We start from the raw sequence: 18337 nt of genomic DNA, 5'->3' as shown, positions 1-18337 counted from the left end.
TCTTTCAGTAAAACTCGGGCGCCTTGCGCAGGCCCGCCCATTGCGGGCCGTCATGGCCGGCGACGACCAGCGCATCGGTCTTGGCCTGCACGGCGCGCAGCTTCCTGACCGAGCGGACGGCGTCTATCGTCGAGTGCAGGGCACCGGGCAGGGCGCGCTCCTCCCAATGGTCGAGCGTGTCGGCGGCGTCGACGGCGAGCAACAGATGCTGCCCCGCCGAGGTACGCACCAGGATCGACTGGTGGCCGCAGGTGTGGCCGGGCGAGCGGATCAGGATGATCGAGCCGTCGCCATAGAGATCATAGAAATCGCCCCAGGCATCCTCGAGCAGGAGCCACTTCAGCGACGGATCGTCGAAGTCCTTGCGCACATAAGCGAGGACCGCGAACCAGTCCGGCGTGAAGGCGTATTCATATTCGGTCCGCTGCACGACATGGGTCGCGTTCGGGAAGCGTCCGACCGCGCCGACATGATCGAGATGGAGATGCGAGAGCACGACATAGCGTACGCTCTGCGGACTGATGCCGAGCGCCTCCAGCTGCGCGACGCAGCCCTGCTCGACGGTCAGGACCGGCTGGAAGAACTCGGCGACCTTGCCCCAGTGGCCCATCGGATCGGTAGCGCATTCGACCGGCGTGCCGCCGTCGATCACGACATTGCCCTTCGGGTGGGTAATCAGGAAGAATGGGACGGGGATGTCGAGATCGGCATCCCCGCCCTGGTTCAGATAGATGTCGTGATACTTGCACTTCAGGATGCCCGTATCGAACATGTAGAGGCGAACCTCGGTCATTTCTCCTCCCTCGGAATTCTCTGGTTCAGGCGGGCGAATAGCCGACGAGCGTCTTGTCGTCCACGTCGGGCAGGTTCACCACGATGTTGTCCGGCGTGCGCGCCGTCAGCCAGACGAGCTCCTCGGTGGTGCTCATGTTGACTTCGACATGCGGCATGAAGGGCGGCACGAACACGAAGTCGCCCTCGGTCATGTCGATGAACTCGCCATAGTCATCGCCGTAGTAGATGCGGCCATGGCCCTTCAGCACATAGCCGCCCGTCTCCGCCTCGCCGTGGTGATGCGGGAAGGAGCGATAGCCGGGCTCGTTGGAGACGCGGCCGAACCAGATCTTGGTGGCCGGGGAGTGCTGCGGGCTGACGCCCGAGACGCGCACGGCCCCGCCCGACTGTCCGGTTCCCGTATGCTCTGCGCCGGCACGGGTGACGACGGGCACGACTTTCTCGGACATGGTATCGCTCCTTGGTTCGGAGGCTGGCGCCGCGCGCCGCGCCTCACTTGATGAAGAGGTATTTCTTGCGGTCGATGGTCGAGGCGACCGCGAGGATGATGACGAGGCCCTTCACGACCTCCTGGGTGAAGCTCGACACCTCGGTGACGTCCATGCCGTTCGACAGGATGGCGATGACGAGCACGCCGAGGATGGTGCGCTGGGGACCGCCAATGCCGCCGGACAGCGCCGTGCCGCCCATGACGATCGCCGCGATCGAATCCAGAAGCATGTTGGCACCGGCTGCCGGCGTGCCGGCGCCGACCTGCGCGGTGAGCAGGACGCCCGCGAGCCCACACAGGCCGCCCGACAGCATGAAAGCGTAGACCTTGTACCGATTGACGGGGACGCCGGTATTGGCCGCGACCACCTCGCCGCCGCCGATCGCATAGAGATAGCGCCCGAGTACGGTCTTGAAGGCGATGAAGGTCAGCACGGCGGCCGTGACCAGCGCGATCAGGATGATGTTCGGGATGCCGGGGACGAACTCGGAATTGACGAGTTCGGTCAGGCTCTGGTCCATGAACATGATCGACGAGCCGCCGCAGATCATGTTCGCGATGCCCGAGAGCACGGAGAGCATGCCGAGAGTCACGAGGAAGGACGGAACCTTGAGCGCGATCAGCGTCAGGCCGTTGACGAGACCGACGGCCACGCCGGTGCCGACGCCGGCCGCGATCGCGATGCCCGGTCCGAACGGGTCGATGGCGAGCGCGGTGACGATACCGGCCAGCGTCACGATCGACCCGACGGAGAGGTCGATCGAGCCGATCATGATCACCATGGTGCCGGCTAGCGACACGAGCAGCAGCACGGATGACTGCCGGCCGATATTCATGGCGTTGTCGAAGGTCGCGAAATAGGGGTTCTGCACCCCGAAGAACGCGATGAGCGCCAGGATGACCAGCAGCGGATAGAGCGAGACGCCATGCCGCGCGAAGAAGGATCGCAGGTTCATGGTGCCGGATGCCGTGTGGGGGACGGTTTGGGACAAGCGAGGCTCCAGTTCGGCCGTTCAGACCATGTTCGTCACGACGGAGGTTTCGGACGGCTTGTCGTGGGTGGGGGCCGGGATCTCGGCCGATATGGCGCCCGCGCGGAAGGTGACGATGCGGTTCGACAGGCCGATGATTTCGGGCAGATTGTCGGAGATCAGCACGATGGCGACGCCCTCGCGGGCGAGGCTGCGCAGGAGCGTGTAGATCTCCTCCTTGGCGCCGACATCGAGCCCGCGTCCGGGATCGTCGAGGACGAAGACGCGGACGCCGCGCGCCAGCCATTTGGCGAACACCACCTTCTGGGCATTGCCGCCGGAGAGGTTGCGGATCTGCTGGCTGCGGCCGGCTGTCTTGACGCGCAGCCGCTCGATCCAGCGATCGGTCGTCGCGGCCTGGCGCCGGCCGGAGAGGATCGGCAGGCGCGGCGCGCGAAAGCTCCGGATGCTGGGCAGGACCAGGTTCGACTGCACCGAATGCATGCCGATGACGCCGGCGATGTTGCGCTCGGCGGGCACGGAGCCGATATCGGCCGCAAGCGCCGCCGCGCGGGAGCCCGGCCGAAGGCGCCGGCCATGCACGTGGATCTCGCCACGGCTCGGGCGAAGGGCGCCCGTGATCACATGGCCGAGCGCCGTCTTGCCGGAGCCGAGGACGCCGGCGACGCCGACGATCTCGCCGGCCCGCACCGAAAGCGACACCGCGCGGAGCTGGCCGGGGACGTCGACATCGGCAAGTTCCAGCACGACGTCGCCGAGCGACTCGCGCTGGTCGTGTTCCTTGTAGTAGCCGGCCGAGCGGGGGCGGCCGACGATCGCCTCGTGCAGCAGATCGGGCGTAGCGTCGCCGATCGGCCAATGGCCGCTGACGCGCCCGTCCTTCAGTGTCGTTACCGCATCGCAGACGGCGAAGACATCGGCGAGGCGGTGCGAGACGAGGATGATCGACGCCTTGCCGCGCCAGCGGCGGATCGAATCGAACAGGATCTCGGTCTCGCGATCCGACAGCGCGCTCGTCGGCTCGTCCAGCAGGACAATCGGCTCGACCGGATAGAGATGGCCGAGCGCGAAGGCCTTGGCGATCTCGACGAGCTGCCGCTCGCCGAAATTCAGGTCGCCCGTGACGGAGAGCGGGTCGATGGCGATGCCGAGTTCGTCCAGCACCTTGCGGGCGAACTGCCGCATCGCCGTCGCGCCGAGGATGCCCGCCCGGGAGAATTGGCGCTCCCGGCCGAGCAGCATGTTTTCATGGACGCGCAGGTTGGCGACCAGCCCCTGCTCCTGGAACACCGTCGCGATGCCGGCGCGGGCTGCCTCGGCGGGACTGCCGAGGCTGACCACGCGGCCATTGACGAGCAATTGCCCTTCCGTCGGCCGCGCGGTGCCGTTGATCACCGAGATCAGCGTGGACTTGCCGGCGCCGTTCTCGCCCACGAGCCCCAGCACGCCATGGCGGGGGAGGACGAGGTCGACGCCGTCCAGCGCCGTCACGGCGCCATAGCGCTTGGTGACGGCCCGGAGCTCGAGGGCCGGGGCGGGGCTGTTCATGCTGGGGCGCGTCAGGCCTTGACCGGGCCGGACTTGTAATGCGCCGCATAGAGCGCATCGACCTTGGAGAACTCGCCGCGCTCCGCCGCGCCCTTGTAGATCGGATTGAGGCGATCCTTGCCGTCCGGGAACGGACCCCAATAGGTGTCGGGATCGATCGCCGTGATCTTGTTCTGCGGGTCCCAGGTCTCGGGATTGAGCGCGCGGCTCATCAGTGGCCAGTCGAAGGGCTTCGAATCCTTGCCATAGATCGCCGCCTCGATCTTCGCCGCGTTCTCAGCCGTCGCCAGCGCCGAGCCGGTGAAGAGCAGCCGCTCGCCGAGCGTCGGCTTCCAGCCGTTCAGCGCGTCGAAGGCGAGCACGGTGGTGAAGCCGGCGCCATAGGGCGGCAGCGAGGTGTGGGTCGCCACCATCTGCTCGCCCTTCGCAACCTCCTTGAGGCCTTCCGGCAGTCCGTCGACGCCGGAGACCTTCACACTGGTCAGCTTGCGCTCGCGCAGCACGGAGAGGACGCCGAGCGCCATATTGTCATTCTGCGCGAACACCGCCTTCATGTCCGGGTGCGCGGTGACCATGGACAGCATGACCTTGCGGGCCTGCTCGCGGTCCCAGTTGGCGCGCAGGCCCCCGACGATCTGGATGCCCGGATATTCCTTGGCCGCCTGCATGAGGCCGAGCGTGCGATAGGTGTCGGTCGGCGTCGCCATGCCGGCGATGTGCACCACCTTGCCTTCGCCGCCGATGCTCTCGAACAGCGCCTTCGCCACCTCATAGGCGCCCTCGATCGAGTTCGGCGTCACGAAGGAGACGTAGTAGTCGCCGATGTCCGGCGGCGTGAACCAGGCCGGCGATTCCCAGCTCGGCACGTAGAAGATCTGGTTCTCCTGGCAGAAGCGCGCGACGGTCGGCAGCGAGCCGGCGGGCTCGACGCAGCCGATCAGCATCTTGGCCTGGCTCGCCGGCAGGCTGCGCACCTGCGCCAGCTGCCGGGCCGTATCGTTCTGGTGGAAAAGCTCCTGCGTCTCAAGCCCCAGCGCCTTGGCGGCCTCGTCGAAGGCGCGGGTCCAGACGGCCCAATAATCGTTCGCCGGTGTCGAGACCTGGTTCGCGATCTTGCCGCGGACGATCTCCGCTGCCTCGGCCATCCGGCTGACCGCCGGAGTCATCGCCAGCGACACGCCGGCCGCACCTGCCAGCTGCAGGAATACGCGCCTGCTCAGGCCGGACGGCAATGCCAATCCGGTCGCAACGATGTTGCGCTCTTGGTCGCTCATGGGTTCCTCCCCCGTTAGAAAGCAACGAATTATCGCTATTCAATAAATTCTGAATTCTCTATATGTCAAGCGGCTACGTTGTCAGCGCTCAGACACCCGGGGGCGGACCCTGATTGTGAGGCGCGCGCGACATACGCGGAGAAGTGCGGAATTGCTGCATCTGCGTTATTGCTTTGCAGCATGGAGCAGGGCGTTCCCAGCCAGAGTGCGCGTGCTGTGAGCCGCTTGACAGGTCAATATATTAAAGATTTATCACAAAACAATAAATTGGAGGAATTTATGAGTCAGCTTGACGGTCAGGTCGCGCTCATTACGGGGGCCGCTCATCCGGCGGGGATCGGCTATGCGATCGCGCGCACCTTGCTGGCCGAGGGCGCCGCGGTTTCGATCATCGATCTCCGGCAGGAAGCCTGCGACGCAGCGGTCCGGCAGCTCTCGGCCGAACTGTCGGAGCGGGGGAAGAGCCACGTCGCGCCGCTCGCTTTGGCTGCCGATGTGCGTGAGCGCGATGCGCTTGAGCGGGCCGTGCGCCTGACGCTCGACCGGTTCGGCCGGCTCGACGTCCTGGTCAGCAATGCCGGCATCGCCCAGCCGCGGAAGGTGATGGACATCAGCCCGGAAGACTGGTCGTCGACGCTCGACGTCAATCTGCGCGGCATGCTCAACCTGACCCAGGCGGCGCTGCCACATCTCTCCGATGGCGGCCGCATCGTTGCGATCGCGTCGATCGCCGCCCAGCGCGGCGGCGGTTTGCTCGGCGGACCGCATTATGCGGCATCGAAGGGCGGCGTCTTGTCGCTCGCCAAGAGCATGGCGCGCGAGTTTGGCCCGCGTGGCATCCGCGTCAATTGCGTCAATCCGGGCGTCATCATCACGGCCATGAACGCCAATGCCTTCGACGAGGAGACGCGGAAACGGCTGATCGATTCGATCCCGCTCGGCCGCTTCGGCACGCCGCAGGACGTCGCCGATGTCTGTCTCTTCCTCGCCTCGGCGCAATCGGGCTACCTGACTGGCACGGCGATCGACATCAATGGCGGTATGCACATCCATTGAGCGGGCGTCGCTTGACCTTCGCCATGCGCGCTCCCTAGGCTCGCGGCTCAAGAGCGGTTACATGCCAGGGCCGTCTATCGAGGGGATATCGTCTGATGGACAGCCTGAGCCGGATGCTCGGCATCTTCGATCTCTTCGACGGGGATCGCACGGTGGTGACGGTCGAGGAGGTCGCCGCAGCGCTCGATTGCTCGATCCCGACCGCCTATCGCTATCTGAAGACGCTGAGCACGGCCGGGCTGATCGCGCCGGACATCCAGGGCGGCTTCGGCCTCGGCGCGCGCATCATGCAGCTCGACCGGCAGATCCGCCTCAACGATCCGCTGCTGCACCGCGCCGGCGACGTGATGAGCCGCCTGATCCGCGAGATCCGCGGCAATCTCATGGTCTGCGCCTCCTATGGCAAGAATGTCGTGTGCATCGCGCAGGCTTGGCCGGACCAGACGGTCCTGACGAGCTATGACCGGGGGCGGCCGATGCCGCTTCTGCGTGGAGCGGCCGGCAAGGCGATCCTCGCGCATCTGCCGGACCATCGCCTCCGCAGCCTGATGCTCGCCAATGCGGCCGAGATCGCCGCCGCCGGCCTCGGCCGGGACTGGACGGAGTTCCGCAAGACGCTGAAGGCGATCCGCAAGCAGGGTTATTCCGTCAGTGTGGGCGAGGTGGACGAGCGCAATGCCGGTATCGCCGCGCCGATCCTGAGCCCCGAGAAGCGCGCGATCGGCTGCCTCGTCCTCGTCGTTCCGCGAACCGATCTCGACCAGGACCAGATCCCGGACATCGCGGCCAAGCTGGTCGCGGGCGCACAGGAAATCTCTGGCTGACGGGACCAGCCAGACACCTGCATCTTTTTAGGCGCGTGGTGGGCGGGTGCGTAGGTTGTATAGACCTGCGTCGGCGTCGATCCGACAGTCCCGCGAGCCGCTTGCGTCCTCGGCGCTTTGCTGCTCCAACGGGCATTCGGATCGGGGCGGGGCGGTGCCGGATGGGAGAGCATTTCGAGCCGCGGCGATATGCCAACGCTATGCCGGCCGGATGGGAACCGGCGGATGAGCCGTCGGCGGTGGAGCCTGGGCTGCCATGACATTCCGCTTCCTTCATACTGCCGACTGGCAGATCGGAAAGCCCTTCGCCAATGTTCCGGGCGACGCCGGGGCCGCCCTTCGCGCGCAGCGGATTTCGACTGTCGCGGAGATCGCCCGCCTTGCAGAGACGCGGCAGCTCGACGCCGTGCTGGTCGCTGGCGACGCCTTCGACAGCAATGAGGTCCACGACCGCACGATCCTGCGCACGCTCGACGCGCTGAAGCTCTTCTCCGGCCGCTGGATCTTCCTGCCGGGCAATCATGACGCCGCGCTGGCTCACAGCGTCTGGACGCGGATGCGGCAGATGGGCCTTGAGGAGAACATCACCATCGCCGACCAATCCGTGCCGATCGAAGGCTGGGACGGCCGCGCCGTGATCCTGCCGGCGCCGCTCCGCCGCCGCCGCGAGAGCCTAGACCAGACGGAATGGTTCGAGGGAGCTGCGACGGCCGAAGGGGCGCTGCGTATCGGGGTCGCCCATGGCAGTGTCGCCAACCGGTTGCCGGGCATGGCCGAGGCCGCCAACGAGATCCCGGAAACCCGCGCCGAGACGGCGGGGCTTGGCTATCTGGCGCTTGGCGACTGGCATGGAGCGTTGAAGATCGCGCCGCGCACCTATTATTCCGGCACGCCGGAGACGGACCGCTACCGCGCCAATCAGTCCGGTTTCGTCCAGATCGTCGAACTCGCCGGCCCACGCGCGCCCGAGCAGGTCGAGACGATCCGGACGGGTCATTATGACTGGCACGATTGGGATGCCGAACTGGTCGACGGCACCGCCAACGCGCCGTTGGCGTTGCTGGAAAACATGGTGAGCGATCCCGCGCGCGCTGTCGTGGCGCTTCGGCTGACAGGCAGCCTCAGCCTGGCGGAGCGCTACCGGCTGAACGGCGAACTCGAAAACTGGCGCAACCGGCTACACCATCTCGATCTCGACGATTCCGGCCTCTTGGAAGACCCGACGGAGGATGATCTCGATGCGCTCGATACATCCGGCTTCGTGCGCCTCGCGCTGGAGCGGCTGAAGGCGCGGGCCAGTGACCCTGCAGATCCGCTGGCGCCGGCGGCGCGCGTGGCGCTGCGCATGGTCTATCTCGACCATCGGCAAGGCGGGTCGTGACATGAAGCTGCGTCGCATCGAGGTTCGCGATTTCCGCAAGCTCGGCCATGCCGTCGTCGGCGACCTCGCCGATGGCCTCAATGTCGTGGTCGGCGATAATGAGGCGGGCAAGTCGACCCTGCTGGCGGCGTTGCGCGCCGTCCTGTTCGAGCGTCACCGCGTGGGCGGCAGCGTCGCGGCGGGCATGCAGCCCTATGGCCAGACGGTCCGACCCCAGGTGTGGCTTGAATTCGAACGGGGCGGTGTTCCCTGGCGGCTGCACAAGGCCTTCTGCCAGAAGCCGGAAGCCGAACTGGAGGGCGGCGGTGGGCGCTGGACGGGCGACGCGGTCGAAGAGCGGCTCGCCGAGATGTTCGGCTTTACCCCGCCGGGCCGCGGGGAATCGAAGCCTGGCGAGCATCACGGTGTCTTCGGTCTCCTCTGGGTGGAGCAGGGCACGTCGCATCAGGCGCTGGGCATCGGCGCGGGTCGCGATCACATCGCCGCTGCGCTGGAACGCGAGGTCGGGCAGGTAACGGGCGGCGATCGCGGCCGCCTCCTGCTGGCGGCGGCCGAGGCTCGCAAGGCAGCGTTCTGGGACAAGCGCAACAATCCGCGCGACGCCTTCAAGGCGCTCGGCGCCGAACTCCTCGCCTCGCGTGAGCAGAGGACGATCATCCAGCGGCAGCTCGCTGCCTATGAGGACAAGGTGGCGCGGCTCGCGATCCTGCAAGAGCGCCTGAACCGCCAGAGGCGCGACGACAGCCTGCGCATCGCGGAAGATCGTCTCGCTTCGGCACGCCGCGCGGCTGCCATCTTGGCGCAACATCAGGATGTGTTGCAGAAAGCGGAGATCGCGCTGGAGCGCGCGAAGCAGCGTCATGAAGCGGAAACCGCCAGACTTGACGCTCGCGCGAAGCTGAAAGCGGATCTCGATCGCGGCGCCCTCGACCGCGATCAGGCGAACGCCAATATGGCAGAGGCGCAAAACCAGACCGGCAGGCTAGATCAGGCCGCCGATGTCGCGACCAGCCGTGCGGCAGCTGCGGAGAAGGCGGCGCGCGAGGCCGAGGAGGCCGTGCGCCGGATCGAGAGCGCAGCCGCCCGGCGTCAGGCCCGCGAAACCGCGGTTCGATTGGCCGGACAGGTCGTGGCAGCGGAGGCTGCGGATGTATCGCGCCTGCGGGCAGAGGCCTTCGTCGCTGCCGCGGCGTTGTCGCCCGAGGATCTCGCCAGGATCGAAACACTGGAACGCAATGCCGATCAGGCCCGCCTGCGGCTGGAGGCGGCAAGCGCCCGTATCACGCTGCTGCCCGATGGAGCCAATGCGGCGCGCATCGAGGGAAGCGCCGATTCCGTCGGCTCGGAATTTCTGATCGCGCGCGACACGACCCTCGTGCTGGAAGGATATGGCCGCATTCATATCCAGCCGGGGGGCGGAATCGCGGAACTGAGCCGTGCCGCCGAAGTAGCGGATCAGGCTCTGGCGCGCGATCTGGCCAAGCTCGGACAGGCCGATGTTGCCGCAGCGCGATTGGCGCTGCAGCGCATCGCCGATGCCCGCGTCGAGGCAAGGAACCATGCACAGACGCTGAAGGGCGTGGCGCCCGGGGGGCTCAATGCGCTCCGCCAGGAATTGGCACGCAGCGTCCTGCTGGCCGGCGAAGATAGCGTTGCCTCCGACACGGAGCCTCTTGATCTCGATGCCGCGCGGGCGGGTTCCGTTGCGTCAAAGGCCAGTTTCGAGGCGGCCGCGACTGAAGCGACGTCGGTTCGTGCCGCGGCGGACGCTGTCCGGCGGGACCTTGCCATATTGACCGAGCGCGCCAATGTCGCTGCTCGCACCCACCAGCGCGTGCAGGAAGACCTGATCGCGGCGCGCGAGATGATGTCCGATCCGGCACTCGACGACGAGGTATCGCAAGCCCGGCTCGGTCGCTCGGAGGCGGAAGCGAAATGGGCCGCCGCGCGCGATGCCGTCGCCGTTGCGGATCCGGAGGCGACGGCCCTCGCCATCGAAAGCGCAGTCCAGGCCGAGAAGGCCATTCGCGAGGATATGGAGAGGACCGAGCGGGAGCGGCGCGATCTCGATGTCGAGCTCAGGGCGCTCGGCAAGGATGGGTTGGGCGAGGAACTCGAAACACTCAACGGGAAAATCGAGTTGCTGGAGACAAGACTGCAGACGGCGACGCTGGAGGCCGAAGCGGCTCGGTTACTCGCCGACACGCTCGCCGAGGCGCAGCGCGAGACCAAGGACAAGTGGCTTGCGCCGGTCCGGGAACGGTCCGCGCCCTATCTGCGTCTCATACAGAACGAGAGCAGCATCGTACTGCGCGATGGCAGTTTCGAAATCGACCAATTGGTGCGCAACGGCGTCGCGGAGCCGTTTGACGGGCTCAGTGTCGGCGCCCGCGAGCAGATCGCCGTCATCACGAGGCTGGCGCTCGCCGACATCCTGCGGGAAGGCGGCCAGGAATCGTGCATCGTGCTCGACGACGCGCTGGTCAACACGGACGAGGGCCGGCTCGAGCGCATGCACCTCGTGCTGCACAAGGCCGCGCAGCGCCAGCAGATCCTGATCCTGACCTGCCGCGAGCGCGACTTCCTCCAGCTCGGCGCGCCGATACGGCGGATGTGAGCATCCGTCCGGCGGAATCCGCTTGTCAGGCCGGCTTCTCCAATTGCCGCACCAGGCTGTCGCGCGAGATGTCGGAAATCGAGCGCGCGCCCGTCAGCGTCATGGCGACGCGCATTTCCTTGGCGACGATGTCGAGGAGGTTCTCGACGCCCTTCTGGCCGGCGGTGGCCAGCGCATAGACGAAGGCGCGGCCGAGCAGCACGCCATCGGCGCCCTGCGCCAGCATGCGCACGACATCGAGACCGGAGCGGATGCCGGAATCGGCCAGAATGGTCAGGTCGCCCTTCACGACGTCGGCGATCGCCGGCAGCGCCCGGGCCGAGGAGAGCACGCCGTCGAGCTGCCTTCCGCCATGGTTGGAGACGACGATGCCATCCGCGCCGAAGCGCACCGCATCCCGCGCATCCTCCGGATCGAGAATTCCCTTGATGACCATGGGGCCCTTCCAGAAATCACGGATCCACTGCAGATCGCTCCAACCGATCGAGGGGTCGAAATTGGCGCCGAGCCAACCGATATAGTCGGCCAGTTTCGTCTTCTGGCGGCGATAGGCCGAGATGTTGCCGAGGTCATGTGGTCGGCCGAGAAGTCCGACGTCGACGGCCCAGGCCGGATGGGTGAAGGCCTGCAGCACGCGCCGCAGCGGCGCGTTCGGGCCGGACATGCCGGAATGGGCATCGCGGTAGCGCGCACCGGGAACCGGCATGTCGACGGTGAAGACCAGTGTGCGGATGCCCGCCGCCCAGGCGCGCTCCAATGCATCCTTCATGAAGCCGCGATCCTTCAGCACATAGAGCTGAAACCAGATCGGCCGGCGCGACTGGCTCTGCACCTCGTCGATGGGGCAGACCGAGACCGTGGAGAGAGTGAAGGGGATCCCTTTCGCCTCGGCGGCGCGCGCCGCCTGCACCTCGCCGCGGCGGGCGTACATGCCCGTCAGTCCGACCGGCGCCAGGGCGACGGGCATGCTCAGCTTCTCATCGAATATCGTGGTCGAGAGATCGACATCGCCGACGCCCTTCAGGACTCGCTGGCGCAGCGCCAGCCAGGCGAGATCCTCGACATTGCGCTTCAGCGTATGTTCCGCATAGGCGCCGCCGTCGATGTAATGAAACAGGAAGGGCGGAAGGCGCCGGCGCGCGGCCTCCCGATAGTCGGTGGAGGATGAGATGATCATGTCAGCTTGGCCTTCTGCGGCTGTTCAACCCTGCGGGTCCCGGAGGCGGCGTCCGAATCCCTTGGCTTGATGATGTAGCTTACGGCCGATCGGATTTCTTGATCGTTTCGGCGAGGAAATCGACGAAGGTGCGGATACGGGCAGCGAGATGCTCGTGGCCGACATAGACGGCGTGAATGCGTTCGATGTCGTCGGTGTTGAACGTCTCCAGCACAGGAACAAGCCGCCCCGCGGCGATATCGGCGGCCACGTGAAAGGCGCCGAGCCGCGTCAGGCCAAGACCGCCGAGCGCGAGCTGGCGCAGGATGACGCCGTTATTGCCAAAGGCGTTGCCGGTGATAGGAAGCGTGTAGGTTTCCCCGCTGGAGGGATCGCGAAACGGCCATTCGTCCAGGCTCCGCCGGAAATTGAAGCGCAGGCAATTATGGCCGGCGAGGTCATGAGGTATCCGCGGAATGCCGCGGGCTTCCAGATAGGGGGGCGAAGCGACGATCACGCGGCGGGTTTCGAGAAGCTTGCGCGCCATCAAGGTCGAGTCGCGCAGGGGTCCGGTTCGGATCGCGATATCCGTGCGCTCGTCGACGAGGTCGATGACGGCATCGGTCAAGGAAATGTCGAGTTCCACGTGCGGATGGAGCCGCAGAAATGTCGGCATCAAGGGCAGCAGGCAATGCTCGCCAAAGGCTACCGAGGCGCTGATCCTGAGCCGCCCGCGCGGAAGGATGCCGGCGCCGGCCGCGACCATCCGATCCGCCTCATCGATATCCGCGAGGATGCGGCGCGCCCGCTCCAGATAGAGCGCGCCTTCGGCGGTGAGCTGAAGCGTCCGGGTCGAGCGCACCAGCAGTGGCGTCCCCAGCCGGTCTTCCATGCGCGCGACCAGCTTGCTGACCGCCGAAGGCGAAAGCCCGAGCTTGCGGCCAGCTGCCGAAAATCCGCCGCTCTCCGCCGTCGCGACGAACACGGCCATCTCGCCCGCTCGGTTGTCCATGATCGATCCTATGAATTGAATTCATAGTCACTGTTACACTACCGAATATTCATTCTCAAATTCAGGCACGTCATATGAGCGGCACGACAACGATCCGGCGATCGGCCGGACGGGGTCCTCCTGGCTAGTCGATGTATTGCCGGCGCCTATGGGCCGGAGAAAGGACGCCGCAATGCCTGTTGCGCTCTATGCCCTGACGATCGCCGCCTATGCGATCGGAACGACTGAATTCGTCATTGTCGGTCTGTTGCCGACGGTAGCGGCGGATCTTGGCATCACGCTGCCGCTGGCCGGACTGATCGTCAGCGTCTATGCGCTCGGCGTCACCTTCGGCGCCCCGATTCTGACTGCGCTGACCGGCCGAATCGATCGCAAGCCGCTGCTGCTCGGCCTGATGGTGCTGTTCATCGTCGGCAATTCGCTCGCCGCGCTCAGCCCCAGCTATGAAATGCTGCTGGTCGCCCGCGTCCTCTCCGCCTTCGCTCATGGCGTGTTCTTCTCCGTCGGCTCGACCATCGCCGCCGATCTGGTGCCGGAGAACCGCCGCGCCTCTGCGATCGCGCTGATGTTCATGGGGCTCACCGTCGCCATTGTTACCGGTGTGCCGCTTGGCACCCTTATCGGGCAGACCTTCGGCTGGCGCGCTACCTTCTGGGCCGTCGCCGCGCTCGGTATCGTCGCCTTTGCCGGTATCGCCGTTCTGTTGCCAAGTTCGATCCGCAAGGCGCCGCCGGCCTCGATCCTCGATCAGGTCCGCGTGCTGGGATCAGGACGGCTCTTGCTGGTCTTCGCCATGACCGCGCTCGGCTATGGCGGCACCTTCGTCGCCTTCACCTATCTCGCGACCATTCTGGAGACAATCACAGGCTTCGCCGCGTCGCAGGTCAGCCTCATCCTGATGCTCTATGGCGCCGCCATCGCCGCCGGCAATTTTCTCGGAGGGCGTATCGCCAACCGCGATCCGGTCAAGGCGCTGACGCTCCTGTTCTTCGCCCAGGCGATCGTGCTCGTCATCTTCACCTTCACGGCTGTCAGTCCCTATGTGGCCCTGGTGACTCTGGCGGCGCTCGGATTCCTTTCCTTCGCCAATGTGCCGGGCCTGCAGCTCTATGTCGTCCAACTTGCCAAGATCCATCGTCCCGGGGCGGTCGATACGGCCTCGGCGCTCAATATCGCCGCCTTCAATCTCGGCATCGCGCTTGGCGCCTGGATCGGCGGGCTCGTCGTCGCCTCCAGCCTGGGCCTCGGCGCCACCCCATGGGTCGGCGGCATCATGGTTGCCGGTGCCCTTGCCCTGGCGCTTTGGAGCGGCGCGCTCGACGCATACGGCCATCGGGCGGTGCTGAGCCGGGCCTGACGCCGGGGCATTGGCTGGCGAAGCCGCAGCACATCCCCCAATCACCGCATATGCAAAGGAGGGACCCGATTGGACACTGTCACCGCCAAGGGCGCCACCTTCCCGCGCTCGGCTTCCCATGTTCCGCATGCGGGGGCTCGAGGGGCTCCGGATCATCCAACAGACTCTGAAGCGCGGCCTTCGCCGGGTCGAAATCGCGCAGATCTACGGTAATAAGGCCGAGGTCGGGGCCTCGAAAAATAACGCCGGGGTGAGGCTGGCGTTTTCTTTGGAATGCCCGTAAAATTCATCGTCATGTGGAGCGTCGAGGGAGAGTCGACAGCTCAAATAAAGTGTCCTTCCTACATTGAATTGAGCCGTATCGATGATGCCTGATTCTATTCGGGAAATCGGTGCGGCGGATTGTTCCCATAGTCTTTGTCTTCAAGCGGCTGGTTGACTCCAAGCTTGGGGATTGTTGCGGTGCGGTAGAGATGCCGGCCGAAAAATTTGACTCAAAAAGAGCTGAACCATGCAGCCAACGCGTCGGGAATTGATGAAATGGGGCGTCGCCAGCGGCATCACGCTGGCCCTGTCGCGAATTTCTGCGGCTGAGTCGCTTAGCTTTCTCGATCGCGAGACCCTGCCGGGACGCGGCGTGCCGCGTCTGGCGAAGGGGCGCGTCGATGGTATTGCCAAGGTAACTGGCGCCAAGCTCTATGCTTCCGATTTCCGCGCCGCCGACATGCCCGGCTGGCCTGCTGAAACGGCTCACGCGCTGCTGGTGCGGACACCGGACGCATCGCACATTTATCTCGGGCTCGACCTCGACCAACTGGATGCAGCGGCGAAGCCGACCGTTATCGTCACGGCCGCCGATCTGGAGCGGATCGGTACGCGGGTCCCGGAGTTCTACGCCGGCGATCTCTTCTGTCCGGTCGGCAACACGCCACTCTATCTCGGCCAGCCGGTCGCCCTGCTGCTGTTCGATACGTTCGACGCGCAGGATCGGGCCCGGCTCGCGTTCCGCAATGGCAATTTGCTCAAGTTCGGCGCCGAGACCGGGCCGTTGACCGGTCCGAACTATGCTGCCTTCCGCTTTACCCGCGTCGCCGGGGCAACGCCGGATGCGCCCGATGTCTATTCGCCGATCCAGGAAGGCTGGATCAGCCCCGGCTTTCTTGAGAGTTCGGGCCGGCCGATCTGGAAACCGCTGCCTGTCGCCAAGGGCGGCGAATATGTGAAAGGGGCGACTTACGGCGAAGCGATCCGTTCGTCGCTCGCGGCGCCGGATTCCGGAACGCTGGCGCTTGCCCGCGATTTCGAAACGCAGTCGATCGATCCGATGTTCCTTGAACCGGAAGCGGGCCTTGGTTGGTACGATACGGCCGGCAAGGAACTGCATCTCGTGCTTGGCGTGCAGTCGCCCTTCGAGGCGGCGAGTGCCGTCGCTTTTCTGCTGGGCGAGGCGACCGCCGATTTCAAGCCGGAGCGCATCGACGCCAATTTCGCCTATCTCGGCGGCGGCTTTGGTGGCCGTGACCACACCCCGTTTCCGCTCTACATGGCTTTGGCGGCGCTGTTCTTTCCAGGACGGCCCATCCGGCTCGCCCATGATCGCTACCAGCAGTTTCAGGGCGGCATTAAGCGCCACGCCTTCAAGATGCATAGCGAGATCGGCGTCGACCGGGCGAGTGGCAAGATCACCGCCTTTGCCGCCGACCATGTCCTCGATGGCGGTGGGCTCGCGAATTATTCGCCCAGCGTAGCCGTGGTCGGCGCGACCGGTGCGATCGGCATGTACAGCGTGCCAAAGGTCGATGTTACGACGGTCGCGGAGCACACGCGCGGCGTAACCGCCGGATCGATGCGCGGCTATGGCACCTTGCAGACCATGACGGCGCTCGAAGTGCTGATCGACGAGGCCGCCGCCGGGTTGCCACTGGACCCGATCGAATTCCGTCGCCGCAACGCCCTGACGGTGGGCGAGCGCACGCTGACCGGCAATCCCTATTCGGTGTCGGTTCGCACTATCGAGATCCTCGACAAGCTTGAGCGCCACGAGATCTGGCAACGTCGCGCCGAGGAAAAGGCGAAGGCGCGGGAAGGCTTCCTGGTCGGGACCAGCTTAGCCTGTTCGGCCAAGGATTACGGCACGGGCGCCGATTGCTCGCTCGGCACGGTCGAGATACGTCCCGACGGAAGCATTTCGATCCACGGCGATGCGGTTGAAATGGGTAACGGCATCGGTACGGCGCTGGCGAACCGCGTTGCGCAGCATCTTGGCGGCATCGCCGACGCTGTAACCGTTGCCGAAGTCAATGTGTTCGGCGCCTTGGAACTCGTAACCTCGGGCGATCCCTATTCGATGACGCAGGCCGCGCAAGATGCAGCCGCTGCGAATCCACGCTGGGTGCCGGCCATAAGCTCGGCTACCAGCGCCTCGATCGGCGCCCATGTCGGGACGCAGGCGGTGGCCGAGGCGGCACGGATCGTGTTCCGATTTGGGCTGTGGCCGGCCGCGCTCGACCTCTGGGGCATCCCGGCCAGCGACCCTCGAAACCAGCAGTTCGAAGAAGCCTTCTGGCAGGATGGCTGGCTGGTCTGGTCGGGACTCTCGCCGCTCCCCCTGGCGAAGATCGCAGCGAGGGCGCACGCGATGAAGGGCGTCACTGGCGCGATGGCCCATTCCTTTTCGCGCTGGGCCTGGGCGCAGGCGACGTTCCCGATCGGTACTGACACATGGTCGGCCGACATCGACGCCCTGGCGATACGGCGGGGCGCCGACCCGTTCCAGCGGCTCGACCGCTCCGTAGTGACTTTTCCGCCAACGGACTACAACCGGATCGGCACGTCCTTCGCGTCGGCCTGCGGTACGCTTGTTCGCGTCGAGATCGAGAAGGCGACGGGTGCGCTCCGCATCGCCAAGGCCTATAGCGTGGTTGAATGCGGCCAGGCGTTGGTGCCGGAAGTCGTCATCGGCCAGTCGCAGGGCGGCTTTGCCATGGGCGTCGGCTATGCGCTGCTGGAGACCCTGCCGCCCTTCGAGGATGGCCCCGGCAACGGCCAATGGAACCTGGAGCGCTATTTGGTGGCGCGCGGCTCCAACCTGCCGCTGCACGATCTCGAGATCGAGCTTTTGCCGCCACTGTCGCCCAAGGAGCCGCCCAAGGGCATGGCAGAAGTCGTGATGATCCCGGTCGTTCCCGCGCTGCTGAATGCGATCAACGACGCCATCGGCCACCGTTTCCAGTCGCTGCCGGTGACTGAAGCCATGATCAAGGGAGCGCTCGCGTGACGACCCTCGCCCTCACCATCAATGGCCGCGCCTATGGGCCGACGGAGATCCGCGACGATCTCTCGATGAACGACTTCCTGCGCGAGGTTCTGGGCCTGACCGGCACCAAGTTTGGCTGCGGTGCTGCGCAGTGCCTCGCCTGTGCCGTGATCGTCGATCGGGAGGATGGCACCAGCTACACCAATCCGACCTGCATCGTTGCGGCGGCGAACTTCAACGGCAAGACCATCCGCACCGTCGAGGGCCATGCGCAGAACGGTGAACTCACCGCGCTGCAGAAGGGTTTCATCGAGCACTTTTCCTTCCAGTGCGGCTATTGCACTCCCGGCTTCCTCAATGAGAGCCAGGTTCTGCTGGAGAGGCTGGCCAAGACGAAGGTAGCGCGCGCCGATCTGGAAAAGACGATCGCCGAAGCGCTGGACGGGCATCTTTGCCGCTGCACCGGCTATGTAAAATATCACCAGGCGGTGCGCGACGTCGTGCTGGCCGATCCAGATCGATATCTGGCCTGATCGCCGGCCGGCACATGTCGGTGCCGGGTTCCCGCAAAGTATCCGT

14 protein-coding genes are annotated in these 18337 nt (G+C 65.7%); 7 read left to right on the top strand and 7 right to left on the bottom strand.

The annotated features are described in order from the left end of the window. Positions 1-4: 4 nt before the first annotated feature. The 5 genes from attM to OSH05_RS05385 are packed head-to-tail and all read right to left on the bottom strand — an operon-like array spanning position 5 to position 5099. Positions 5-793, bottom strand: coding sequence for an AttM family quorum-quenching N-acyl homoserine lactonase (gene attM / locus OSH05_RS05405; protein ID WP_104217213.1), 789 nt, complete (start codon positions 791-793; stop codon positions 5-7). A 25-nt stretch (positions 794-818) separates the two neighbouring features. Further along, on the bottom strand, positions 819-1244 hold the full coding sequence (locus OSH05_RS05400; RefSeq protein ID WP_104217214.1) for a cupin domain-containing protein: 426 nt from the start codon (positions 1242-1244) through the stop codon (positions 819-821). 43 nt (positions 1245-1287) lie between these two features. Further along, positions 1288-2277, bottom strand: a complete 990-nt coding sequence (locus OSH05_RS05395; RefSeq protein ID WP_266352069.1) for an ABC transporter permease — start codon at positions 2275-2277, stop codon at positions 1288-1290. A gap of 21 nt (positions 2278-2298) precedes the next feature. Further along, positions 2299-3825 (bottom strand): sugar ABC transporter ATP-binding protein, encoded by a 1527-nt coding sequence (locus OSH05_RS05390; RefSeq protein WP_104217216.1) that lies wholly within the window; start codon positions 3823-3825, stop codon positions 2299-2301. Positions 3826-3836: 11 nt separating this feature from the next. Then, entirely contained in the window at positions 3837-5099 is a 1263-nt protein-coding gene (locus OSH05_RS05385) for a sugar ABC transporter substrate-binding protein (protein ID WP_104217217.1), read from the bottom strand. Positions 5100-5378: 279 nt separating this feature from the next. Here OSH05_RS05385 and OSH05_RS05380 point away from each other — a divergent pair, with 279 nt between their 5' ends. The 4 genes from OSH05_RS05380 to OSH05_RS05365 all read left to right on the top strand — a co-directional run bounded on the left by OSH05_RS05380 (position 5379) and on the right by OSH05_RS05365 (position 10977). Next, positions 5379-6155, top strand: coding sequence for an SDR family NAD(P)-dependent oxidoreductase (locus OSH05_RS05380; RefSeq protein ID WP_104217218.1), 777 nt, complete (start codon positions 5379-5381; stop codon positions 6153-6155). A 95-nt stretch (positions 6156-6250) separates the two neighbouring features. Continuing rightward, positions 6251-6979, top strand: coding sequence for an IclR family transcriptional regulator (locus OSH05_RS05375; protein ID WP_104217219.1), 729 nt, complete (start codon positions 6251-6253; stop codon positions 6977-6979). 256 nt (positions 6980-7235) lie between these two features. Beyond that, positions 7236-8360 carry a metallophosphoesterase family protein gene (locus OSH05_RS05370; protein ID WP_104217220.1) on the top strand — a complete coding sequence of 375 codons (1125 nt, stop codon included), beginning with the start codon at positions 7236-7238 and terminating at the stop codon, positions 8358-8360. A gap of 1 nt (position 8361) precedes the next feature. Then, complete coding sequence (locus OSH05_RS05365; RefSeq protein WP_104217221.1) at positions 8362-10977, top strand: AAA family ATPase; 2616 nt, start codon at positions 8362-8364, stop codon at positions 10975-10977. Positions 10978-11002: 25 nt separating this feature from the next. Here OSH05_RS05365 and lldD read toward each other — a convergent pair whose 3' ends face one another. Continuing rightward, positions 11003-12154 carry an FMN-dependent L-lactate dehydrogenase LldD gene (gene lldD, locus OSH05_RS05360; RefSeq protein ID WP_104217222.1) on the bottom strand — a complete coding sequence of 384 codons (1152 nt, stop codon included), beginning with the start codon at positions 12152-12154 and terminating at the stop codon, positions 11003-11005. Between the two features lie 79 nt (positions 12155-12233). Next, complete coding sequence (locus OSH05_RS05355) at positions 12234-13145, bottom strand: LysR family transcriptional regulator (protein ID WP_104217223.1); 912 nt, start codon at positions 13143-13145, stop codon at positions 12234-12236. A 172-nt stretch (positions 13146-13317) separates the two neighbouring features. On the opposite strand from OSH05_RS05355, the gene OSH05_RS05350 reads away from it, so the two are divergent. From OSH05_RS05350 to OSH05_RS05340, 3 genes are all read left to right on the top strand, one after another. After that, positions 13318-14502: an MFS transporter gene (locus OSH05_RS05350; protein ID WP_104217224.1), complete on the top strand. Its 1185-nt coding sequence runs from the start codon at positions 13318-13320 to the stop codon at positions 14500-14502. Between the two features lie 511 nt (positions 14503-15013). Then, positions 15014-17779, top strand: a complete 2766-nt coding sequence (locus OSH05_RS05345) for a xanthine dehydrogenase family protein molybdopterin-binding subunit (protein WP_104217225.1) — start codon at positions 15014-15016, stop codon at positions 17777-17779. After that, positions 17776-18291 carry a (2Fe-2S)-binding protein gene (locus tag OSH05_RS05340; RefSeq protein WP_104217226.1) on the top strand — a complete coding sequence of 172 codons (516 nt, stop codon included), beginning with the start codon at positions 17776-17778 and terminating at the stop codon, positions 18289-18291. The genes OSH05_RS05345 and OSH05_RS05340 overlap by 4 nt, the downstream gene beginning before the upstream one ends. The last annotated feature ends 46 nt before the right edge of the window (positions 18292-18337 follow it).

This window comes from Kaistia algarum (genome assembly GCF_026343945.1).
Taxonomy (GTDB): domain Bacteria; phylum Pseudomonadota; class Alphaproteobacteria; order Rhizobiales; family Kaistiaceae; genus Kaistia; species Kaistia algarum.
This window is presented reverse-complemented; position numbering and strand designations above follow the sequence as displayed.